Below are 22,311 nucleotides of genomic sequence, written 5' to 3'. Positions count from 1 at the left end.
CCGATGATTGCGGACGGAGCCCCCCGCCCGCTGTCGCGGCCCCGTCGCATGCCTAACCCGCCGAAACCGGGACCGGTGGGTGCGGGCTGAGTCCACTGGGGTCCTTGCTGCTCTCGTCGGTTGCCGTACCGGCGGGCACCCGAACCGATCCGCGCGGGCCGGACCCCGTGCCGCCCTTGCTGCCTCGTCGGATGATCAGCCACCTGCCGACGGCAACCGCGATCCGCCGCCCCGAGCCACCCGCTCTCCGCCGCTGCCCCCGTCGGGCGGGCCACCGGCGGGCATCGGGACCGATGGGCGCGGGCTGAGCCTTCCGCGGTCCTCGCCGCTCTCGTCGCATCCCGCACCGGGGGGCACCGGGACCGATCCGCGCGGGCTGAGCCCTCCGCCGCCGTTGCCGCTCTCGTGGCATCCCGCACCGGCGGGCACCCGTACCGATTCGCGCGGGCCGGGCCACCGCCGCCCTCGCCGCTCCTCGTCGCGTGCCCAGCCGGCCGACACCGGACCCGGGTCAGCCCGTGCCCGTCTGCTGGAGGCGGGAACCGGTAGGTGTCTTGACGACCTTCAGGCGGGTGGGGATGCGGGTGCGGAGGTCGGCGACGTGGCTGACGACGCCTACGGCTCGGCCGCCGTCGCGCAGGGAGTCGAGGACCTCCAGGACCTCTTCGAGGGTCTCCTCGTCCAGGGTGCCGAAGCCCTCGTCGATGAAGAGCGTGTTCATGTCGCCGCCGCCCGCCTCCTGGGCGGCGACGTCGCCCAGGCCCAGCGCCAGCGCCAGCGACGTCACGAAGGTCTCGCCGCCCGAGAGGGTCGCGGGGTCGCGCTCCTGGCCGGTCCAGGCGTCCAGGACGCGCAGGCCCAGGCCGCCGCCGGAGCGGGACCTGTCGCCCGCGGCCTTGTCCACGGTGTGGCGCAGCTCGTAGCGGCCGCCCGCCATGGTCGCGAGCCGGTCGTTGGCCGCGGCCACCACCTGCTCCAGGCGCGCGGCGAGCACATAGGCCGACAGGCGGACGCTTTCGCGGTTGTCCGCCGAGGTGCCGACGGCCAGGCGGGCCAGGCCCTCGGCGACGCTGTGCCGGTGCCGGGACGGGCGGGAGTCCGCCAGCCGGTGCTCCAGCTCGGCGCGCAGCTCGGCCAGCCGCTCGGCCTGGGCCGCGAAGTGGTCGCGCCAGCGCACCGCGTGCTCGGCGGCGCCCTCGGCGGCCGCGGCCGCCGCCTCCAGGCCCGCCGCGTCCGGTGCCGGGAGCTCGCCGGCCGCCGCCAGCTCGGGATCCGCCAGCAGCGCGCGCACCGCGGCCGCTTCGTCGTCGTGCTCGCGGATCGCCTCGCGCAGCGCGCGGCGCTCGTCGTCGCCGCGCTCGGCGGCCCGCACCTGGTGCGCGCCGGTGAACCCGGCCTCGGCCGTCGCGGCGCGCGCCTCGCGTTCGGCGCCGCGCAGTTCCTCGGCGGCGGCGGAGCGCTCGTCGAGGGCCTGCACCGCCTCCTTGATCAGGTCGGCCTCCTCGGTCAGCCGGCCGATCCGCGCGGCCAGGTCGGGGTCCTCACCCCTGGCGGCGTCGAGCGTGCGCGCGAGCCGGTCGGCGTCCTCGGCCAGCCCCGCGCGGCGCTCGGCCAGCTCGGCGATGCGCCGGTCGAGTTCGGCCTCGTCGGCGCGCGCCTTCTCCAGCGCCGCCTCGGTCTCCTGCATGCGCGCTGCGAGCCGGTCGGCCTCGGCCGCGGCGGCGTCGACGCGCTCCAGCTCGGCGCGCCGCCGGTCGACCAGCTCGGCGGCCTCGGCATCGCTCAGCCCTGCGCCGCCCTCGCGGGCCGCGGCGAGCCGCTCCTGCAGCGAGGCGACGGCGTTCTCGGCCGCGGTGCGCTCCTCGGCCGCGGTCTCGGCCGCGGCGGCGGCCCGGTCCTCGTCCTGCGGCGAGGGGCGGTCGCCGCCGCCGACCGCGGGGGCCGGGTGCTCGGCCGAGCCGCACACGGGGCAGGCCGCGCCCGCGGCGAGCTGCTCGGCCAGCTCGGCGGCCATGCCCGCGATGCGCGCCCGCCGGATGTCCAGCAGCTTCTCGCGGGCGGCCTGGTGGGCGTCTATCCGGGCGCGCAGGCGCTCCTCGGCCGCCGCGAGCTCCTCGGCGTGCCGCCGCGCGGCCCGCGCGGACTCCAGCCGGGTGCGCGAGAACTCCAGAGCCTCGCGGGCGCTCTCGCGCGAACCGGTCCGGGCGCGCGCCTCCTCCAGCTCGGCGGCGATGCGGGTGCGCTGCTCGGGCAGCTTGGCGGCCTCCTGCCGGCACGCCGCCAGGCGGCGCCGGGCCTCGGCGGTCTCGGTATCCGCGGCGCCGATCTCGGCGTGCACGGTGTGCAGGCGCTCGGCATCGCCGCGCAGGTGCTCCAGCCTGGCGGTCTCGTCCCGGCGCGCGCGCTCGCCCGCCTCCAGCGCCGCGCGCTCCCGGGCGGAGGCGGCGGGGCCGCTGTCGCCGCCGTTGTCGGGGCGGTCGGTCCCGCCGGTCCCCGCGCCGACACCGTCTTCGTCCCAGAGCGCCGGTTCGCCGATCGGCCCCGGCCGCCCGGACGCCGCCGGCCCCGCGGGCTCCCCGGCGGGGTCGCCACCGCGTTCGCCGCCGTCCTCCTCCCGCGGCGCCAGCTCGCGCACCAGTCCCAGCCGCTCGGAGGCCGCCAGTTCGGCCTTCTCCAACTGCGTGCGCCGGTACTCCTCGGTGCGCAGGAGCGGCACCACCCCGGCCGCGCGCTCGGCGGCCTCCAGCTCGGCCTGCAGCCTCGCGCGCTCGGGCGCCTTCGCGGCCAGTTCGCGTTCGCGGCGCAGCGCGTCGGCGCGGCGGTGCTGCCGCCGCTGCAGTTCGCGCGCCTCCTCCAGCGCCCGGCGGGCCGAGTCGCGCTCGCGCAGCGAGCCGGCGGCAGCCAGCGCGGTGTCGCCGGCCGTGCCGTGGGCGACAGCGGCGAGCTCGGCCGCCCACGGCGCCAGCTCCTCCAGGTCGCCCTGGGGGCGGGCGGAGCGGCCGACCTCGGCGATGAGATCGGCGGTCCGGCCGACAGCGGCCTCGGCGCGCTCGGCCGCGCGGCCGAGTGCGCGCGCCCGTTCGGTCAACCACGCCTCGACCTTGGTGAAGATCTCCGTGGCGAAGATGCGCTCCAGGCTCGCCTGGCGCTCCTGGGCGCCGGCGCGCAGGAACCGCGCGAAGTCGCCCTGGGGCAGCAGTACGATCTGGCAGAACTGGTCGAGGGTGACCCCCAGCAGGTCGCCGACGATCTGCCCGGCCTCGTCGGGGCGGTTGGTCAGCCCGCGCCACTCACCGTCGGCGAGCTCCTTTACGACGACCTTGGCCTTCTCCTCGGTCGTGCCCGTGCCGCGCTTCTTGGGCCGCCGCCAGGCCGGGCTGCGGGAGAAGTGCAGCCGGCGCCCGCGCGCGGTCAGCTCCAGGGTCACCCGGGGTTCCGCACCGACGGGAGCGTGGTTGCTGCGCGGCGAGCGGGCGGCCTCGCGCACTCCCGGCACCCGCCCGTAGAGGGCGAAGCACACGGCGTCCAGCACCGAGGTCTTGCCGGCGCCGGTGGGGCCGTGGATGAGGAAGAGGCCGCCGTCGCCGAGGCGGTCGAAGTCGACGGTCTCGGGGCCGGCGAAGGGGCCGAAGGCACTGACGGTGAGCTTGTGCAGGCGCATCAGCGCGCAACCTCCCCGAGGCGGATGTCCTGGAAGGCGGCGTCCACCAGCCCGCGCTCCTCGTCGGTGGCCGGCGCGCCCCGCGCCCAGTCGACGAAGTCCAGCACCAGCTCGGGCTCGCTGCGGTCGGCGATGCGTCGGGCCCAGGAGCGGTCGTCGGCGGGCGGGCGGTCGTCGGGGGCGAAGTCCAGCACCAGCGTGTGCGGGAACCGCTCGCGCAGCCGGTCCATCGGGAAGGCGGGCCGCAGCGGGTCGGTGAGGGTGACCTGCAGCCAGTGGCCGGTGTAGGGCTCCCAGCGCTCGTCGGTGAGCAGGTCGTCGATGCGGCCGCTGATGCGGGCGACGGGACGCGGCACCGGCGCGGGGGCGAACTCGGCGGCGGACACCCCCGAGGGGCCGATGTCGAGGATCCAGCAGCCTTTGACCTGGTGCTCCTCGGAGAAGGAGTAGGCCAGCGGCGAGCCGGAGTAGCGCACCGTCTCGGCCATGGTCTGGCGGCCGTGCAGATGGCCCAGCGCGGTGTAGTCGACGCCCTCGAACACCGACAGCGGCACGTGCGAGGCACCGCCCACGGAGATGTCGCGCTCGCTGTCGGAGGGCTCGCCGCCGCTGACGAAGGCGTGGGAGAGCACGACCGAGCGGGTGCCCGGCGGCCGCCCGGCGAGGTCGGCGCGCACCAGGTCCATCGCGTGGCCCAGCACCGCCGGGTGGCCGCGCCCTTGCAGCCGCCAGTGCGGTCCGGCGATCGCGGGTTCGAGGTAGGGGATGCCGTAGAAGGCGACCGGGCCGTGCTCGTCGCCGATCACCACCGGCTCGCCCACGGCCTCCAGCGAGGAGCGCAGATGGATGCCGGAGGCGTCGATGAGGTCGGTGGCGTAGCTCAGCCGGACCATGGAGTCGTGGTTGCCGCTGATCAGCACCGCCCGCGCGCCGGTGTCGCGGATGCGGCGCAGCGCCTCGCCGAAGAGGCGTACGGCCTCGACCGGCGGCAGGGCGCGGTCGTAGAGGTCTCCGGCGACCGCGACGACGTCGATCCGCTCGCTGCGCACCGTCTCGACGAGGTGGTCGACGAACGCCGCCTGGGCGTCGATGAGGTTCTCGCGGTGGAAGGAGCGGCCCAGATGCCAGTCGGAGGTGTGCAAGAGGCGCATGTTCCGGCAGAGTACTGGAGGCCGCGTTGGTTCCGCAGTGACTCCGGGCGGGCTGTGGACATCCGGCGGGGCCGGTTGCGGCCGATCCGGGCCCGCCGCCTGCCGGTCGCCGGCCCCGGTGTGCCGGGGCGGCCCGGTCCGCTCCCGCGTCCCGGCGCCGCCCGCCCCGATCCGTCGGCGGCCGCCGCCTCAGGCGCGCTTGCGGGCCAGGGTGAGCCCGTCGCCGACCGGCAGCAGCACCAGCTCGACGCGCTCGTCGGCCGCGGCGCGGTCGTTGAAGTCGCGGATTCCCTGCACCTGCGCGGAGTCCTCGGCCGGGTCGACGACGCGGCCGTGGGAGAGGGTGTTGTCGACCAGCAGCACCCCGCCGGGGCGCATCCGCGGCACCAGCTCCTCCCAGTAGCCGGTGTAGCCCTCCTTGTCCGCGTCGATGAAGGCCAGGTCGAAGCGGGGGCCCTCGGGCAGGGTGCGCAGCGTCTCCAGGGCCGGGCCGATGCGCAGGTCGATCTTGTGGGCGACCCCGGCGCGCTCCCAGTAGCGCCGCGCGATCGCGGTCCACTCCTCGCTGATGTCGAGTGCCAGCAGGGTGCCGTCGTCGGGGATGCCGCGCGCCATGCAGGTGGCGGAGTAGCCGGTGAACGTGCCGACCTCCACGACGTCGCGGGCGCCGGCGATCCGGGCGAGCAGGGTCATGAACGTGCCCTGCTCGGGGCCGATCTGCATGGTCGTCAGGTCGGGGTAGAGCCGCGCGGTCTCCTCGGCGAGGTCGGCCAGGACCGGGTCGACGGGGGCGCTGTGGGCTACGAGGTAGTCGTGCAGTTGCGGGCTGAGCGATTCCGAGGTGCGTGTCACGTGCGTCACTCTAGCCATGGGAGGTCCGGCTGTCTGGGTGGCGGGCGCCGGCACCGCCGGGGCCCGCCCGTCCCGCTTCACGCCTCGGGCAGCATTTCCGGCCACGGAAACAGGTAGAAGGACAGCAGCAGTATCGCGATCGTCAGCGCGGGCGTGACGAGGTTGCGCTCCACCTTGCCGTCGGTGGTGAAGCCGATGTTCTGGCCGAAGCGGTACTTGGAGAACGGCCACAGCAGCGGCACGCCCAGTTCGGTGGCCATGTCGCCGGCGAAGTGCAGCAGGCAGCCCAGCGCCACGGCCAGCCCGATCCAGTCGTAGGAGGTCCCGGCCGTGTACAGGGCGAGGGCGACGGCCACGGTGCCCATCGCGTTGATGACCTCGTAGGCCACGCGGTTCTTCTCGTTGCCCAGGCCCAGCCCGTTGAAGGCGATCCCCAGCAGCAGCACCACGAAGACCTGGACGGCCAGCGGCGACCACAGCGCCAGCGCCTGGGTCAGCGCCCCCATAAGCAGCGCGAACAGCAGCGAGTGGGTGCCGTTGCGGTGCCCGCCGAACATCCAGTTGAACAGGGCGCTCAGCGCGCGGGTGAAGACCCCGTAGGTGTTGGTGATGGTGGAGCTCTTGGCGTCCAGATCGGGGATGAGGGCGGCTCCCGCGCAGACCAGCGCTCCGGCGACGATCTCCCCCGGGCCGAGGTCGAAAGCCACGCCGAAGAACTCCCGGCCGTCCAGGAACGGAACGACCGCCATCCACCCGACTATGCCGCTCAGCGCGTGCGCATGCCCCATCATGAGCGGAACCGTAGCGTGTGCCGAAAATTCGAGCGAATCCGCACCGGGTTTCGATGCGACGGGAACGCGAGGCGCGCCCCTGCGCGGAAACGGGGGCGCAGGCCGGCGGCGCTGGTGCGGATCCGGTCGCCGATCGGCCGTCGCGCGCGATCCCCCGGAAACGCCTTTCGCGGGATCGTGAACGGCACGTGACACTCGCGGTGTAAATCGTTGACGCAATTCTGTACATGCTGGTAAACAACCAACTGCTCCATGCGTCACGATCCCTGTACACCCCGTCTTCCCCCCGCACCGCAACCTGAGGGGTTGAGCAGCACATGGCCAGACAGCAGGATCCCTCCCGGCCGCCCGCCGGGACACCGAAGACGCTGAAGAACCGCGCGGCGGTGCGGACCGCGGCCGCGGTCACCGCCGCCGCCCTGACCGCCGTACCCGCCCTGTCCGCGGCCGCACCCGCGGCCGCGGATTCCGAAGGCGCCGCCGACACCCTCACCATCGCCGCGTCCCAACCGGTCGACTCGCTCAGCCCCTTCCTGGCCCAGCGGCTCATCAGTACCAGCATCCACCGGCTCGCCTACGACTACCTCACCAACTACGATCCCGAGACCAACGAGCCGATCCCCGCGCTGGCCGAGTCCTGGAAGACCTCCGACGACGGGCTCACCTGGACCTACACCATCCGCGACGACGTCACCTGGAGCGACGGCGAACCGCTGACCGCCGAGGACGTCGCCTGGACCTACACCACGATGATGGAGGACGAGGGAGCCGCGACCGCCAACGGCAACTTCGTCGCCAACTTCGCGAGCGCCAAGGCCCTCGACGACACCACCCTCCAGATCAAACTGGAGGAGCCCCAGGCCACCATGCTCGCCCTGGACATCCCGATCGTGCCCAAGCACATCTGGGAGGACGTCGAGGACTACTCCACCTTCGACAACGACGGGTTCCCGATCGTCGGCAGCGGCCCGTTCGTCATCACCGGCCACAAGCCCAACCAGTCGATCACCCTGGAAGCCAACGAGGACTACTGGCGCGACCCGCCCAAGTTCGACCGGCTGGTCTTCCGCTACATGCCCGAGCAGGACGCCCAGGTCGAGGCGCTGCGCGCGGGCGAGGTCTCCTTCGTCAGCAACCTCACCCCCGCACAGGCCGACGCGCTCAAGCAGACCGAGAACGTCACCGTCAACGTCGCCGACGGCAAGCGCTTCCAGGGCTTCACGATCAACCCGGGCGCCAGCACCCAGGACGGCCAGGAGTTCGGCGACGGCCACCCCGCGCTTAAGGACCGGGTGCTGCGCCGGGCCATCATGCGCGCCATCGACAAGAAGGAGATCGTCGAGTCGGTCTACGGCGGCTACGCCCAGGCCGCCGGCGGCTACATCCCGGCGCGCTACGACCGCTACTACTGGGAGCCGAAGGGCGGCGAGCGCCTGGATTTCGACCCCGACGCGGCCAACAGGATGCTCGACGAGGCCGGCTACGAGAGGGGCGACGACGGCGTGCGCGTCTCGCCCGAGGGCGACCGGCTCGAATTCCGCATGCACGTCCACAACGACCGCCCCGACTACGTCGCCATGGGCAAACTGCTGGTGGAGCGGCTGGCCGACATCGGCATCGAGGTCGAGAACCGCACCGTCGACCCCGGCGTGCTCAGCGACGCCCTGCACAGCGGCGAGTTCGACCTGATCTTCACCGGCTGGACGGTCAACCCCGACCCCGACTACGTGCTGGGCATCCACACCTGCGGCGCGCTGCCGACCGAGCCCGGCACCATGCGCAGCGACGCCTACTTCTGCAACGAGGACTACGACCGCCTCTACGAGAAGCAACTGGCCACCTACGACGACCCCGAGGCCCGCGCCGCCGCGGTCAAGAAGATGCAGCGGATCCTCTACGAGGAGGCCGTGGTCAACGTGCTGACCTACGCCGACACCCTGGAGGCCTACCGCTCCGACCAGATCGCCTCCATCCAGGTCCAGCCGGATCCGGGCGGCAACATCTGGGGCCAGGACGGCCACTGGTCGTGGAGCTCGGCGGTGCCCGCCGCCGACGCGGCCGCGGGCATGGGCGTGTCCACCGGGGCGCTCGTCGGCGTCGGCGCCGTGGTGCTGGTGGCCATCGGCGGAGGCGTCTACCTGATGCGCCGCCGCGCCGCCGGCGCCGAGGACCGCGAGTAGCCGTGGACACCGCTTCGCGCGCACCCGCGGGCCGGACCGCGGCGGGTCCGCCCCGCCGCGGCCGGCCGGGCCTGCACCCGGCGGTGCGCTACCTGGGCGGGCGCGTGATCACCGCGCTGGTGTCGCTGCTGGCCGTCATGGTCACCAGCTTCTTCCTGTTCCGGGTGCTGCCCGGCGACCCGGTGGCCGCGCTGACCCAGGGCCGGGCCGTCAGCGTCGACCAGCTGGAGGCCATGCGCCGCGACTTCGGCCTCGACCAGCCGCTACCGCAGCAGTTCCTCGACTACTGCCTGGGCATGCTCACCCTGGACTTCGGCATGTCGTACGAGTACCGGGTGCCGGTCTCGGAGCTGATCGCCGAACGGATCGGGCCCACGCTGCTGCTGGCCGGAACCGGCACCGTCCTCGCCGCGATGCTGGGCCTGGCCCTGGGCACCCGCGCCGGCTGGCGGCGCGGCTCGCTGATGGACCGGGTCGACACCGGCCTCGCGCTCACCCTGTGGTCGGTGCCGTCCTTCTGGCTGGGCCTGCTGCTGATCGTGCTGCTGGCCTCGGGCGCGGGGCTGTTCCCCACCAGCGGCATGTCCACGCCCGGCGTGGAGGGGGCCTTCAACGTGGCGCTGGATGTGGCCCACCACATGGTGCTGCCCGTGGCCACCATGGTCGCGGTGGTCTACGCCCAGTACATGATGATCATGCGCTCCTCGGTGCTCGACGAGAAGGGCGCGGACTACCTGACCACCGCGCGCGCCAAGGGCCTGCGCGACGCCGCCGTGCTGCGCCGGCACGCGGTGCCCAACGCGCTGCTGCCCACCGTCACACTGATCTTCCTCAACCTGGGCCGGGTGGTCTCGGGCGTGATCCTCATCGAGACGGTGTTCGCCTGGCCGGGGCTGGGCTCGTTGTTCTATTCGGGGCTGCGCGTGCCCGACCTGCCGATCGTCCAGGCCCTGTTCGTCGTCTTCGCGGGCTCGGTGATCGTGATGAATCTGCTGGCCGACCTCGTCTACCCGCTGCTGGACCCCCGGGTGCGCACGTGAGCCGCGCCGCACTGGTCTGGACGCGCCGCCGCCGGGCGCTGGCGGGCTACGCCCGCGCCTTCGCCGGCAACCGCGGCGGCATGGCGGGGCTGGCGGTGCTGGTCCTGATCGCGCTCACCGCCCTCAGCGCGCCGCTGTTCATCGACGACGCCGCGCTCAGCCTCACCGGGGCCGAAGGCGGCCGGTTCCAGCCGCCCGGCCCCGACTACCCGCTGGGCACCGACGCCTTCGGCCGCTCGGTGCTGGACCTGGTCGTCTGGGGCACCCGCATCTCGCTGACGGTGGGGTTCCTGGCGGCGTTCGTCTCCGTGGCGCTGGGCACCCTCATCGGGGTCGTCGCCGGGCACTTCGGCGGGTGGACGGGCAACGTGCTGATGCGCGTCACCGACTGGTTCGCGGTGCTGCCCGCCCTGGTCATGGCGGTCGCGCTGGCGGCGGTGATGACCCGCAGCACGCTGACCATCATCATCGCCATCGGGGTCACCGCCTGGCCCACCACCGCCCGCGTCGTGCGCGCCCAGACCCTGGCGGTGGAGGCGCGGCCCTTCATCGAGCGGGCGCGGGCGCTGGGCGGCGGCCACGCCCACGTCATGCTGCGGCACGTGCTGCCCAACGTCATGCCGGTCGTGCTGGCCCAGACCACGCTGCTGGTGGCCGAGGCGATCCTGATGGAGGCCACGCTGGCCTTCCTCGGGCTGGGCGATCCCGGCACGATCTCCTGGGGCGGCATCATCCAGGAGGCGCGCAACGCCGGGGCGATCAGTTCGGGGATCTGGTGGTACATGGTCCCGCCGGGGATCGCCATCGCCGTGGTCGCCCTGTCCTTCACCATGTGCGGGCGCGCCCTCGAAGGCGTGCTCAACCCCCGCCTGCGGGAGCGCCCATGAAACCCACACGGCCGACGAACCCCGGCGCGGCGGGCGAGCCGTCCGCGGACGTGCGGGAGACCGGCCCGCCCGGGGGCGGCGCGGAGCGGCCCGGTGCGGCCGGGCCGGGCGGCGCCGCCGGAAGCGCCGAGCACTACCTGGAGGTCGCCGACCTCAGCGTCGCCTACCGCACCGCCGGCGGCGAGATCCCCGCCGTGCGCGGGGTCTCCTTCGGCCTGGAACCGGGCAGCAAGCTCGGCGTCGCCGGCGAGTCGGGATGCGGCAAGTCCACCGTCGCCCTCGCCCTGCTGCGGCTGCTGCCGGCCTCGGCGCGCATCAGCGGGCGGGTGCTGCTGGAGGGCGAGGACGTGCTGGCCATGCGGTGGGGCCGGCTGCGCGCCGTGCGCTGGGCGGGGGCCTCGATCGTCTTCCAGGGGGCGATGCACTCGCTCAACCCCGTGCACCGCATCGGCGACCAGATCGCCGAGCCCCTGCTGCTGCACGACCGCGCCGGGCCCGCGCAGGCGCGGGCCCGGGTGGCCGAACTGCTGGAGCAGGTGGGCCTGCCCGCCTGGCGGGCGCGCTCTTATCCCCACGAGCTCTCCGGCGGCCAGCGCCAGCGGGCCATGATCGCCATGGCGCTGGCGTGCCGGCCGCGGCTGATCATCGCCGACGAGCCCACGACCGCGCTGGATGTGATGATCCAGGCGCAGATCCTGCGGCTCATCGACGAGCTGGTCACCGACCTGGGCATCAGCATGCTGATGATCAGCCACGACCTGACGGTGCTGGCCGACACCTGCGACCGGCTCGCCGTCATGTACGCCGGGCGCATCGTCGAGGAGGGCCCGGCCGACGACGTCTTCGCCGCCGCGCGCCACCCCTACGGCGCGGCGCTGAGCGCGGCGTTCCCCCGCGTGGGCGACCCGTCCTCCCGCCGCGCGCCGCGCGGGCTGCCCGGCGACCCGCCGGACCCGGCGGCGCTGCCCTCCGGCTGCGCCTTCCGCCCGCGCTGCCCCGAGGTCCAGGAGCGCTGCGCCGAGGTCGACCCGGTCCTGTGGCCCGCCGGACCGCGGCGCAGCGCCGCGTGCGTGCGGGTGCTCTCGCCCGAGCAGGCCCGGGCGGCCGGTGTGCCGCCCGCGCCTGCCGAGGAGGCCGGGACCGGTCCGGCGGCGGAGGGGGAGCCGCGGGCGGATCGCGATCCGCAGGCGGCCGCCCGGCCGCAGCCCCAACCCGAGGAGATGTGATGAGCGCTCCCGCCGACGCCCCCCGCGACACCGGGGCGCCCGCCGCTCCCGTCCTGGGCGCCGCCGGCCTGCGGGTCGCCTTCGCCGGGCGCGCCGGACGCGGCACGGCGCGCGCCGTCGACGGCGTCGACCTGGACATCGGCGCCGGGGAGATCGTCGCGCTGGTGGGCGAGTCCGGCTGCGGCAAGTCCACCCTGGCCCGAGCGCTGCTGGGGCTGGTGCGGCCCACGGAGGGCCGGGTGGTCTTCCGCGGGCGCGCCCTGGGTCACCGTCCCCGCGAGCTCAAGGAGCTGCGCAGGCGCGTGCAGCTGGTCCTGCAGGACCCCACCGGCGCGCTGAACCCCCGCCACACCGTCTACGACGCGGTCGCCGAGGGCCGGCGCATCCACAGCGGCAGCACCGCCGACGAACAGGAGCACGTCGCCGAGGCGCTGGCGCGCGCGGGCCTGCGCCCGCCCGAGCGGTTCTTCCTGCGCTACCCCCACGAGCTCTCCGGCGGCCAGCGGCAGCGGGTGGCCATCGCCGGAGCGCTGGTCCTGCAGCCCGAGGTCATCGTCGCCGACGAGCCCGTGGCGTCCCTGGACGCGTCGGTGCGCGGGGAGATCCTCCAACTGCTGCTGCGCCTGCGCGACGACTACGGCCTGGCGGCCCTGGTGGTGACCCACGATCTCGGCCTGGCCTGGAACATCGCCGACCGCGCCGCGGTGATGTACCTGGGCCGCGTGGTGGAGACGGGCCCGGTCGAGGACGTGCTCTCGGCACCGCGCCACCCCTACACCAGGGCGCTGCTGTCGGTGCTGCCCGAGTCCGGCTCCGGCGAACCCCAGGTGCTCGCGGGCGAACCCCCCGACCCCACCCGCATCCCCGGCGGCTGCCGCTTCCACGTGCGCTGCCCGGTCCTGGCGTCGGGCGCCGCGGCCGCAGCGGGGGTGGCCGAGCGCTGCCGCGGCGAGGAGCCGGGCATGCTCAGCGGGTCGGGCGCAGCCCAGGTCGCCTGCCACTGGGCGCACGCGCCCGAACGGGTGTGAGCGGGCCGGCCCGGCCCGCTGCCGCTCACCGGGACGGGACCCGGATGACGCAACCGCTGCGCGGCAGGGCCGGCAGGCGCTTCATGTCGACGGCCATGTCCTGGCGCGGCACCTCGTAGCGCAGCCGCGCCAGTCGGCGCGAGACCGCGGCGATGAGAGCGACCGCGATCGGCTCGCCGGGGCAGCGGTGGTGCAGGCCGGGGTCGCCGGCGCCCTGGGGGACGAAGCCGTAGCGGTCCCACTCCCAGCCGCGGAAGCGCTCGGGTCGGAACTCCTCGGGCTCGGACCACAGCGCGGGGTCGTGGTCGATGCCGTAGAGGTCGAGCAGGACCCTGCGGCCGCGGCCGATGCGCTGGCCGCGCAGCACCATGTCGTGGCGGGCGCGGGCGGCCACGAGCGGGAAGAACGGGTAGAAGCGCCGCACCTCCTGGGCGAACAGCTCCGCCTGCGCCCGGCCGTCGGGGTCCCCGTCCGCGCCGCAGCCGTCCTCCGCGGCGATCGCGCGCGCCCAGTGGGGGTGGTGGTGCAGCGCATGGGCGGCGAAGGCGAGGAAGACCGCGACCGCCACCGTCGGCCGCAGCACGTTGAGCAGCTCCACCGCCGCGGTGTGCTCGTCCAGCAGCCTGCCCTCGGGGTCGCGGTGCCAGGCGACGGCGTAGGCGGCGGTGTCCTCGGGCGGTTTGATGCGGCCGGTGCGGATGCGGGTGACCACGTCGGCGGCCCACCGGTCGGCCGCGCGCCGGGCCAGCCGGGACCGCCAGTGGCGGGGGCCCACGCGGCCGGCGCCGTCGTAGAGGGCGGTGAGCTGGGCGGTGCGCCGCCGGGCGTCGGCGGTGACCAGCGGTACCCCGGCCCAGGCGCACACCGCGCGCGTCAGCATCCCGCGGAACTCGTCATAGAGGACGACCCGGCCGCGGTCCCGCCACGCGAGCGCCGCACGGTCGAACTCCCGCTCGGTCAGCGCCGCCAGCTCGGCGACCCGGTCCGGCGCCATGAGGGAGATGAACAGGCGCTTGCGGTGCCGGTGGGCGCTGCCGTCCAGGCCCTGGACGCCGCCCCGGCCGAAGAGCGTCTTGGTGATGCGGGCGGGCGCCGCACCGCGGCGCGAGAAGTGGCTCTGGTCCTGGAAGACCGCCGCGGCCTGCGGCCCGGTGACGCACACGGTCGGCTGCAGCAGCAGCCGGGTGGCGAAGGCGTCGGTGCCGCGGCGCCGGCAGCGGCGCGAGACGAACCGGTAGGGGTCGCGCAGCAGGGCCGCCGTCCGGTCCCACAGAGCGCCGTCCGACCTGGGAGCCATACTCCTCCCTCCACGCCGTCCGCCCGAGAGGCCGTGCGGCTCGGCGTCCGCGTGCCGAGGCCGTCGCGACGGCGACGGCGATGTGCCCGGTCCCGGCCGCGCCGCCGCCACCCGTCCGGCTACCCCCGCCCGGACAGGGAAAACCGCACGAGCGGGCCGAAGGGGTGCGGCGCCGTCTGGACTGACGAGCGAGGGAGCGAGGAACGAGCGACTGAGCGAGGAGGGAAGACGGCGCGTCGAAGCACCCCGAAGGCCCGCGGAGAACACAGTGCGGGCCGAAGGGGTGCGGCGCCGTCTGGACTGACGAGCGAGGGAGCGAGGAGGGAAGGCGGCGTGTCGAAGCACCCCGCAGGTCCGCGGAGAACACAGTGCGGGCTGGTGCGGCGCGTCGAAGCGCTCCGAAGCCCGCGGGAAAACGCGGCGCCGGGCGGCCGGATGAGGCACCATGGGAGCGTGGACGCCCAACACGTAGCTCTCTTGCGCGAACTGCTGGCCTCGACACCGTGGCTGGAGCGCACCGAGGACTTCGCCAAAGCTCTCCGCCGTACGCGCGACCCCGGCGGGCTCATGCTGATCGGCACGCCCGAGGACGAACCCTGGCACCTGGCCGCGCATCTCGACGACGAGGCGCGCTACAGCGGCCTGCCCCAGCTCGCGCCCAGCCTGGTGCGCTGGCAACCGCCGCCCGACGCCCCCGACCACCTGCGCATCGGCCTTGACCGGCTGGAGCAGGCGCGGCGCGGCGAGACCCTGTTCGTGGTGAACTCCGAGGAGCAGGCGCCGGTCCCGCTGCTGGAACGCGTCGACGACGCCCGCCGCACCGGCGCGACCGTCCTCTCCCTGGACCAGGGCGACCGCGAGCTGACGTCGCTGGCCCACGACTCCATCAGCCTGCGCCCCGATCGCGAGCCGCTCACCTTCGAAGGGCTGCAGCACCTGGTCAGCAGTGCCGCCGGGCAGGCCGGGGCCGACCGCAAACCGGGGCTGCGCGAGCGGCTATCGCGGTTCCTCGACGTGGTCAGCGGCCCGCGGGTGCTCGACTGATCCGCCGGCGCCGTTGCGCGCCCGGGGGCTCCGCGGCGCCGCCGAGCCCCCGGGCGCCGACAGGTCGCCGCGGGGCTGCTATTCGCGGTCCTGCTCGTCCCAGGCCTCGTTGCGTTCGGCGACGATGTTCAGCGCTGCGGCGGCCGTGGCCTCGTCGGGGTAGGGGCCGAGCCGGTACTTGCCCGGGCACCCCGGCCCCTGCTCGGGCTTGCTGTGTCTGAGGCAATACCACCACTGCCGGTCCTCATCCGGGGTGGTGTGCTCCCGGTCGCTCATGGTCGGCTCCTGCTGATTCGTCCGGCTTTGCTTGCCTGCTTCCCGGCTCTTACCCGCGTGTCGGCATCCCGACGCGGATCGGCGCCCGCCACCCGCGAAGTAGAATGAGCAGACATGACTACTCCGCTTGTTCCCGGGCGGGTCTCGCCGCCCCGATCGGTCCCCTCCCACATCGCGCGTCCGGAGTACGTCGGCAAGAAGCGCCCGCTCGAAGGCGTGCTCGGTGACGTGCAGACGCCCGAGACCATCGAGGCCATGCGCGTGGCCGGGCGGATCGCGGCCCAGGCGCTGCGCGAGGTGGGCGAGCACGTGGCGCCCGGCGTGACCACCGACGAACTCGACCGCATCGGCCACGAGTTCCTGTGCGACCACGGAGCCTACCCCAGCACCCTGGGCTACAAGGGTTATCCGAAGTCGCTGTGCTCCTCGCTGAACGAGGTCATCTGCCACGGCATCCCCGACGACACCGTGATCGCCGACGGCGACATCGTCAACATCGACATCACCGCCTACATCGGCGGCGTGCACGGCGACACCAACGCCACGTTCCTGGCGGGCGACGCCGACGAGGAGTCCCGGCTGCTGGTGGAGCGCACCCGCGAGGCCACCATGCGCGCCATCAAGGCCTGCCGCCCCGGGCGCCAGCTCAGCGTCATCGGCCGGGTCATCGAGTCCTACGCCAAGCGTTTCGGCTACGGCGTGGTGCGCGACTTCACCGGGCACGGCGTCGGCCCGGAGTTCCACTCCGGCCTGGTGGTGCCGCACTACGACGACCCGCGGGCGACCACGGTGATGCAGCCCGGCATGACCTTCACCATCGAGCCGATGATCACTCTGGGCACCATCGACTACGAGGTCTGGGACGACGGCTGGACCGCCGTCACCGCCGACCGCAAGCGCACCGCCCAGTTCGAGCACACTCTGGTCATCACCGACGACGGCGCCGAGATCCTGACCCTGCCCTAGCGGGCGGCAGGCGGGCGGAGCAGGCGAGGGGAGCGGACGCGGTGCGGATCCTGATCTCGGCCGACATGGAGGGCGCCACCGGCGTCACCTGGCCCGCCGACGTCACGCCGGGCACCGAGCAGTGGCAGCGCTGCCGTGCCATGTTCACCTCCGACGTCAACGCCGCCGTCTCCGGGTTCTTCGCCGGCGGCGCGACCGAGGTGCTGGTCAACGAGGCGCACGCGACGATGCGCAACCTGCTGCTGGAGCGCCTGGACGAGCGCGCCGCCATGATCACCGGGCGGCACAAGGATTTGTCGATGGTCGAGGGCCTCCAGCGCGGCGACGTCGACGGCGTGGCGTTCCTCGGCTACCACAGCGGCGCCGGCGCCGAAGGCGTCCTCGCCCACACCTACCTGCCCAACTCGGTCACCGGAGTGTGGCTGGAGGGCGAGCCCGCCGACGAAGGGCGCCTCAACTCCTACGTCGCGGCCGAGTACGGCGCCCCCGTCCTGCTGGTCACCGGCGACGACCGCGCCTGCATCGACGCCGCGGCCTACGCGCCCGACGCCCACACCGTCGCGGTCAAGCAGTACGTCTCGCGCTATGCTGCCCTGTGCCGCCCGCCCGGCGCGACCGCCGCCGACATCTCCGAGGCCGCCGAGGCCGCGGCGGCCGAGGCCGGGCGAATCGAACCCGAGCACCGCGGCCCCCTCACCGTGGAGGTCGAGGTCGACGCGGCCCACCTGGCAGGCGCGGCCGCCCTGGTACCCGGTGTCGAGGCCGTCGGCCCCCGGCGTGTCCGCTATACCTCGCCCACGGCCTTTGAGATGATCCGCTGCTTCAAGGCCGTCACCACCCTCATCGGCAACGCGGTCGAGGCCGACTACGGCTGAGCGGGGCGGGGCCGACGGCATCCGGCGAGCCGGCCAGCGGACCGGCGGGCACAGACGGGAAGGCATGCACGAGGCAGAGCGCACCGGCACGGCATCGGACACCGCGGCGGCCCTGGAAACGGGGGAGGGGCTCGACCGGCTGGACGAAGAGGCGGTGCGGTTCACCTCCGAGCTGATCCGCATCGACACCACCAACCGCGGCGGCGGCGACGGCCGCGAGCGGCCCGCCGCCGAGTACGCCGCCGAGCGCCTGTCGGACGCGGGCCTTGCGCCGCGCCTGCTGGAGTCGGCGCCCGGGCGCGCCAACGTGGTCGCCCGCATCCCCGGAACCGACCCCGATGCCCCCGCCCTGCTCGTCCACGGCCACCTCGACGTGGTGCCGGCCGAGCCGAGCCGGTGGAGCCGGCCCCCGTTCAGCGGCGAGGTCGCCGACGGCCTGGTCTGGGGCCGCGGCGCCGTGGACATGAAGGGCACCGTCGCGATGGTGCTCGCGCTGGTGCGGTTCTGGGCGCGCGGCGGACTGCGGCCGCGCCGCGACATCGTCGTCGCGTTCACCGCCGACGAGGAGGACAGCGCCGCCTACGGCGCCGAATGGCTGGCCCGCGAGCACGCCGAGCTGTTCGCGGGCTGTACAGAGGCCGTGGGCGAGTCCGGGGGCCACACCGTGCACGCCCGGGCCGCCGACGGCACGCCCGTGCGGATCTACCCCGTCGGCGCGGGCGAGCGGGGCACCGCCTGGCTGCGGCTGAGCGCCCGCGGTACGGCCGGGCACGGCTCCAAGACCAACACCGACAACGCCGTCAGCGCCCTGGCCGCGGCGGTGGCCCGCATCGGCGCCCACACCTGGCCCGTGCGGCTCACCCCCGTCACCCGCGCCGCCCTCGACGGCGTCGCCGCCGCGCTGGGGGTGGACGCTCCCGCCGCCGGTTTCGACCCCCAGCGCGACACCGACGCGCTGATCGACGGTTTCGGCGCCGCCGCCGAACTGGTGCGCCCCACCGTCCGCTGCAGCAGCGCGCCCACCGTGCTGGAGGCGGGCGGCAAGGTCAACGTCGTCCCCGACCGGGCGAGCGCCGGGATCGACGGCCGGGTGCTGCCCGGCGCCGAAGAGGAGTTCGCCGCGACTCTGGACGAGCTCACCGGCGACCGGGTGCAGTGGGAGTACCAGCACCGCTCCCGGCCGCTGCAGTCGCCGGTGGACGCGCCCGTCTTCGCCGCGATGCGCGAGGCGCTGCTGGCGTTCGACCCCGGCGCCCACGTCGTGCCCGTGTGCCTGACGGGCGGCACCGATGCCAAGCAGTTCGCCGAGCTGGGCATCGCCGGCTACGGCTTCTCGCCGCTGCGGCTTCCGCCCGGCCTGGACCACGGGGCGCTCTTCCACGGCGTCGACGAGCGCATCCCCGTCGAGGCGCTGCGCTTCGGCGCGCGGGTGCTCGACCGCTTCCTGCGCGGTCCGAGCTGACCCCCCACCCGCGCTCGGCCCCCCGCGGCCGCGCCCGGGCGCACGTCCCGCCATCGCCTACGCACCGCACCCGCGTGCGCAGACATCCGCCACCGAGTCGACGAGGAAGGCCCACGGCAGTGAACGACGGCCCCACCTGCGGATCCTGGCCCTCACCCATCAGCGCCGAGAGCGTGGCCGACCACGCCGGGGCGCCGAACTGGCCCGCCGCGCTGGGCGACGACGTGTGGTGGACCGAACCCCGCCCCGCCGAGGGCGGCCGGGTGACGCTCTGCCGCACCCGGCTGGACGACCCGGCCGCGCGCCCGCGCGGCGAGCTGCCCGCACCCTGGAACGCGCGCAGCCGCGTCCACGAGTACGGCGGCCGCCCCTACGCGCTGCTGCCCGCGCCGACCGGCACGGCGGTCGCCTTCACCGAGTTCGCCGACCAGCGCCTGTACCTCTGGCACCCGGGCGGCGAGCCGGTACCGCTGACCCCCGAACCCGAGCGGCCCGGCGCTCTGCGCTACGCCGAGCCGGTCCTCTCGCCCGAGGGCCGCGAGATCTGGTGCGTCCGCGAGCACCACACCGGCCCGGCCCCAACCGACCTGCGCCGGGCGGTCGTCGCGGTACCCCTGGACGGCTCGGCCGCCGACGACCCCGAGGCCGTGCGCGAGATCGCCGCCGGCCACCGGTTCCTCGCCTGCCCGCGCGTCTCCCCCAACGGCCGCCACCTCTCCTGGATCGGCTGGGATCACCCGGACATGCCCTGGGACAGCACGGTGCTGCACGTGGCCGAGCTGGGGCCGGAGGGACGCGTCGCAGACGCCCCGCAGACCGTCGCCGGCGGCCCCGGCGTCTCCGTCGTCCAGGCCGAGTGGGCCGAGCCCGACACGCTGTACTTCGTCGCCGACTCCGGCGGCTGGTGGAACCCCTACCGCATCACCGCCGCCGGCGGATCCTGGAGCGAGCCGCAGCCCGCGGCCGCCGCCGAGGAGGAGTTCGGCGGCCCCCTCTGGCAGCTCGGCTACACCTGGCTGGCCGTGCCGCCGCGCGGCCCCCTCGCCGCCGTGCACGGGCGAGCGACCACGGCGCTGGGCCGCATCGACCCCGGAACCGGCACGATCGCCGACGCCGACACCCCCCACACCGAGTGGTGGGGCCGGCTGGTCGCAGGCGGCTCCGGCGGCGACACCCTGATCGGCCTGGCCGCCTCCGGCGACATCGCCCCCGAGATCGTCGCCGTGGGCCCCGGCGGCTCCTGGCGCTCGCTGAGCGCCCCGGACCGCCACCGCACCGGGGGCGCCGGGGGCGACACCGACGCCGGCCACCTCCCCGTGCCGCGGCCGCGGGTTTTCACCGGACCGGACGGCCGCGAGATCCACGCCAACCTGTACCCGCCGCGAAATCCGCGGGCCCGGCCCGCTTCGGGCGAGCTTCCGCCGTACGCGGTCTGGGCGCACGGCGGGCCCACCGGGCGCGCGCCGATGATCCGCGACCCGGAGATCGCCTACTTCACCAGCCGCGGGATCGGGGTGGTGGAGGTCAACTACGGCGGCTCCACCGGGTTCGGCCGCGCCTACCGCGAACGCCTCCGCGGCAACTGGGGCGTGGTCGACGTCGAGGACTGCGTGGCCGCCGCCCGCGCGCTGGCGGCCGAAGGTCTCGCGGACCCCGGCCGCATCGCCGTCCGCGGCGGCAGCGCCGGCGGGTGGACCGCCGCCGCGGCGCTCGCTTTCACCGACGTCTTCGCCTGCGCCGCCATCCTGTATCCGATCGTCGACCTCGCGGGCTGGCGCACCGGCGAGACCCACGACTTCGAATCGCAGTATCTGGAAAGCCTCGTGGGCCCCTGGCCCGAGGCCGCCCAGCGCTACGCCGACCGCTCGCCCGTCAACCGCGCCGCCGACATCAGGGCGCCCTTCGTGCTGATGCAGGGCCTGGAAGACGAGATCTGCCCGCCCGCCCAGGCCGAGCGGTTCCTGGCGCGGGTGAGCGGCGTCCCGCACGCCTACCTCGCCTTCGAGGGCGAGCAGCACGGCTTCCGCCGCAAGGAGACCATCCAGCGGGCGCTGGAGGCCGAGCTGTCGCTGTACGCCCAGGTCTTCGGGTTCTCCGCGGACGCGCCGACGCTGGAGCTGCGCCCGTGACGGCCCGCCCCGGAACACGCGGGCCGCGGCTGCGGCCCGGCGACGCCGTCGGAGTCGTCGCCCCCTGCAGCCCCGTCGCCGGGGAGCTGCTGGATGCGGGACTGGACGTCCTGCGCGGGTGGGGACTGGAGGTCGTGGAGGGAGAGCACCTGCGCGGGCACCACCCCCGGCTGCCCTACCTGGCCGGCACCGACGCCGACCGCGCGGCCGACCTCCAGCGGGCCTGGCTGGACCCGCGCACCGCGGCGGTGTTCTGCGCGCGCGGCGGCGACGGCGCGCACCGCGTCCTGGACCATCTGGACTTCGCCGAACTGCGGCGCGCGCCCGCCAAGACGCTCGTGGGATTCAGCGACGTCACCGCGCTCCACGAGGCCTTCGCGGTGGAGCTGGGCGCCGCCACGCTGCACGCCCCGGTGCTGGCGCTGGAGTCGTTCACCGAGGACACCCGGGCGACCGAGCACCTGCACACCACCCTGTTCGAGCCCGAGCGGGCGACCGTCCTCACCGCGCCCGGCGGGGAAGCCGCCGAGACCCTCGTGCCGGGGACGGCGCGGGGGGTGACCATGGGCGGCAACCTCAGCGTGCTCAACGACAGCCTGGCCGCGCCGCACAGCCGCCCCTCGGCCCGCGGCGGCCTGCTGCTGCTGGAGGACGTGAACGAGGACGTGTCCCGGATCGACAGGATGCTCACCCAACTGCTGCGCAGCGGTTGGCTGGAGGGCGTCGCGGGCGTGCTGCTGGGGTCGTGGCAGGGCTGCACCCCCGATGCGGCCACCGTGCGCACGCTGATGCTGGAGCGCCTGGCCCCGCTGGGCGTTCCGGTGGTGGGCGAGTTCGGCTTCGGCCACCGCCCCGCCCAGATCACCGTCCCCCTGGGCGCCCCCGCCACCGTGGACGCCGATGCCCGCACGCTGACGCTGGACAGGCCGGCCCTGGGCCCGCCCGTCACCCGCCACCGCCCCTGACGGAGGCGCTGATGCGCCGCGTCCTTTTCCGCCCGTCACCCGCCACCGCCCCTGACGGAGGTCGCGCGGAAAAGGCCCGCGCCGACAGCCGTCCAGGGGGTGGGCTGCGGCAGCGGGGCTGGGTTGCGCGAAGCGCTGTGCGCCGGCTTGCCGCCGAGCGCACGGCGCACTTTTGTGCTGGAGGCCCGCCACCGGTGGTGCGGCTCCATCTGAGAAGGCCTGCGTGCGCTCGGCGGCAAGCTGCGACCGCGCTTCGCGAGGCGCGCCCATTGCCGCAGCCTCGGTGGTGGCTGCTCCGGGTGGGGTCCGGTTGGTTCCTGGGAAGCGGTGCCCCTGCTGTTCTCGAACACGCTGATGTCCAGTTCGAGTGGTCGGTCACCACAGGAGGTTGCGGCAATGGGGCTGGGTTGCGCGCAGCGCTGACGCCGGCTTGCCGCCGAGCGCACGGCGCACTTTTGTGCTGGAGGCCCGCCATCGATGG

18 protein-coding genes are annotated in these 22,311 nt (G+C 74.8%); 11 read left to right on the top strand and 7 right to left on the bottom strand.

Features of this window, described 5'->3' with window-relative positions; translation table 11 throughout:
* Positions 1 to 511: 511 nt before the first annotated feature.
* From FZ103_RS07420 to FZ103_RS07400, 5 genes are all read right to left on the bottom strand, one after another.
* Positions 512 to 3,661, bottom strand: coding sequence for an AAA family ATPase (locus FZ103_RS07420; protein ID WP_155999845.1), 3,150 nt, complete (start codon positions 3,659 to 3,661; stop codon positions 512 to 514).
* Complete coding sequence (locus tag FZ103_RS07415; protein WP_155999843.1) at positions 3,661 to 4,812, bottom strand: exonuclease SbcCD subunit D; 1,152 nt, start codon at positions 4,810 to 4,812, stop codon at positions 3,661 to 3,663. The genes FZ103_RS07420 and FZ103_RS07415 overlap by 1 nt, the downstream gene beginning before the upstream one ends.
* A 189-nt stretch (positions 4,813 to 5,001) precedes the next feature.
* Positions 5,002 to 5,664 (bottom strand): class I SAM-dependent methyltransferase, encoded by a 663-nt coding sequence (locus FZ103_RS07410; RefSeq protein ID WP_186355961.1) that lies wholly within the window; start codon positions 5,662 to 5,664, stop codon positions 5,002 to 5,004.
* A 77-nt stretch (positions 5,665 to 5,741) separates the two neighbouring features.
* On the bottom strand, positions 5,742 to 6,455 hold the full coding sequence (locus tag FZ103_RS07405; RefSeq protein WP_155999839.1) for a metal-dependent hydrolase: 714 nt from the start codon (positions 6,453 to 6,455) through the stop codon (positions 5,742 to 5,744).
* Positions 6,452 to 6,709: a hypothetical protein gene (locus tag FZ103_RS07400; RefSeq protein WP_155999837.1), complete on the bottom strand. Its 258-nt coding sequence runs from the start codon at positions 6,707 to 6,709 to the stop codon at positions 6,452 to 6,454. The genes FZ103_RS07405 and FZ103_RS07400 overlap by 4 nt, the downstream gene beginning before the upstream one ends.
* Positions 6,710 to 6,772: 63 nt before the next feature.
* On the opposite strand from FZ103_RS07400, the gene FZ103_RS07395 reads away from it, so the two are divergent.
* The 5 genes from FZ103_RS07395 to FZ103_RS07375 are packed head-to-tail and all read left to right on the top strand — an operon-like array spanning position 6,773 to position 12,816.
* Positions 6,773 to 8,635, top strand: coding sequence for an ABC transporter substrate-binding protein (locus FZ103_RS07395; protein ID WP_155999835.1), 1,863 nt, complete (start codon positions 6,773 to 6,775; stop codon positions 8,633 to 8,635).
* 2 nt (positions 8,636 to 8,637) lie between these two features.
* The gene (locus FZ103_RS07390) at positions 8,638 to 9,675 is read left to right on the top strand and encodes an ABC transporter permease (RefSeq protein WP_343233423.1); all 1,038 of its coding nucleotides are present in this window, start codon (positions 8,638 to 8,640) and stop codon (positions 9,673 to 9,675) included.
* The gene (locus FZ103_RS07385; RefSeq protein ID WP_186355960.1) at positions 9,672 to 10,562 is read left to right on the top strand and encodes an ABC transporter permease; all 891 of its coding nucleotides are present in this window, start codon (positions 9,672 to 9,674) and stop codon (positions 10,560 to 10,562) included. The genes FZ103_RS07390 and FZ103_RS07385 overlap by 4 nt, the downstream gene beginning before the upstream one ends.
* Positions 10,559 to 11,788, top strand: a complete 1,230-nt coding sequence (locus FZ103_RS07380; RefSeq protein ID WP_186355959.1) for an ABC transporter ATP-binding protein — start codon at positions 10,559 to 10,561, stop codon at positions 11,786 to 11,788. The genes FZ103_RS07385 and FZ103_RS07380 overlap by 4 nt, the downstream gene beginning before the upstream one ends.
* Positions 11,788 to 12,816, top strand: coding sequence for an ABC transporter ATP-binding protein (locus FZ103_RS07375; protein ID WP_155999833.1), 1,029 nt, complete (start codon positions 11,788 to 11,790; stop codon positions 12,814 to 12,816). The genes FZ103_RS07380 and FZ103_RS07375 overlap by 1 nt, the downstream gene beginning before the upstream one ends.
* 25 nt (positions 12,817 to 12,841) lie before the next feature.
* On the opposite strand, the gene FZ103_RS07370 is transcribed toward FZ103_RS07375, so the two are convergent.
* Entirely contained in the window at positions 12,842 to 14,113 is a 1,272-nt protein-coding gene (locus tag FZ103_RS07370; protein WP_155999831.1) for a cytochrome P450, read from the bottom strand.
* A gap of 453 nt (positions 14,114 to 14,566) precedes the next feature.
* Between FZ103_RS07370 and FZ103_RS07365 the strand changes: the two genes are divergently transcribed.
* Entirely contained in the window at positions 14,567 to 15,157 is a 591-nt protein-coding gene (locus FZ103_RS07365) for a hypothetical protein (protein WP_343233422.1), read from the top strand.
* A gap of 78 nt (positions 15,158 to 15,235) precedes the next feature.
* On the opposite strand, the gene FZ103_RS07360 is transcribed toward FZ103_RS07365, so the two are convergent.
* Positions 15,236 to 15,433 carry a hypothetical protein gene (locus FZ103_RS07360; RefSeq protein ID WP_155999827.1) on the bottom strand — a complete coding sequence of 66 codons (198 nt, stop codon included), beginning with the start codon at positions 15,431 to 15,433 and terminating at the stop codon, positions 15,236 to 15,238.
* Between the two features lie 114 nt (positions 15,434 to 15,547).
* Between FZ103_RS07360 and map the strand changes: the two genes are divergently transcribed.
* The 5 genes from map (at position 15,548) to FZ103_RS07335 (ending at position 21,830) form a co-directional block, all read left to right on the top strand.
* The gene (gene map, locus FZ103_RS07355) at positions 15,548 to 16,399 is read left to right on the top strand and encodes a type I methionyl aminopeptidase (protein WP_155999825.1); all 852 of its coding nucleotides are present in this window, start codon (positions 15,548 to 15,550) and stop codon (positions 16,397 to 16,399) included.
* Positions 16,400 to 16,440: 41 nt separating this feature from the next.
* Positions 16,441 to 17,274 (top strand): M55 family metallopeptidase, encoded by an 834-nt coding sequence (locus tag FZ103_RS07350; protein WP_186355958.1) that lies wholly within the window; start codon positions 16,441 to 16,443, stop codon positions 17,272 to 17,274.
* Between the two features lie 64 nt (positions 17,275 to 17,338).
* On the top strand, positions 17,339 to 18,736 hold the full coding sequence (locus FZ103_RS07345; RefSeq protein WP_155999823.1) for a M20/M25/M40 family metallo-hydrolase: 1,398 nt from the start codon (positions 17,339 to 17,341) through the stop codon (positions 18,734 to 18,736).
* A gap of 119 nt (positions 18,737 to 18,855) precedes the next feature.
* The gene (locus FZ103_RS25995) at positions 18,856 to 20,865 is read left to right on the top strand and encodes a prolyl oligopeptidase family serine peptidase (RefSeq protein WP_186355957.1); all 2,010 of its coding nucleotides are present in this window, start codon (positions 18,856 to 18,858) and stop codon (positions 20,863 to 20,865) included.
* Entirely contained in the window at positions 20,862 to 21,830 is a 969-nt protein-coding gene (locus tag FZ103_RS07335; RefSeq protein WP_186355956.1) for an LD-carboxypeptidase, read from the top strand. The genes FZ103_RS25995 and FZ103_RS07335 overlap by 4 nt, the downstream gene beginning before the upstream one ends.
* Positions 21,831 to 22,311 lie beyond the last annotated feature (481 nt).

The sequence above is a fragment of the Streptomonospora sp. PA3 genome (assembly GCF_009728995.1).
In the GTDB taxonomy this organism is placed as follows: domain Bacteria; phylum Actinomycetota; class Actinomycetes; order Streptosporangiales; family Streptosporangiaceae; genus Streptomonospora.
The sequence above is the reverse complement of the archived record's forward strand: the minus strand, read 5'-3'. Positions and strand labels throughout refer to the sequence as shown.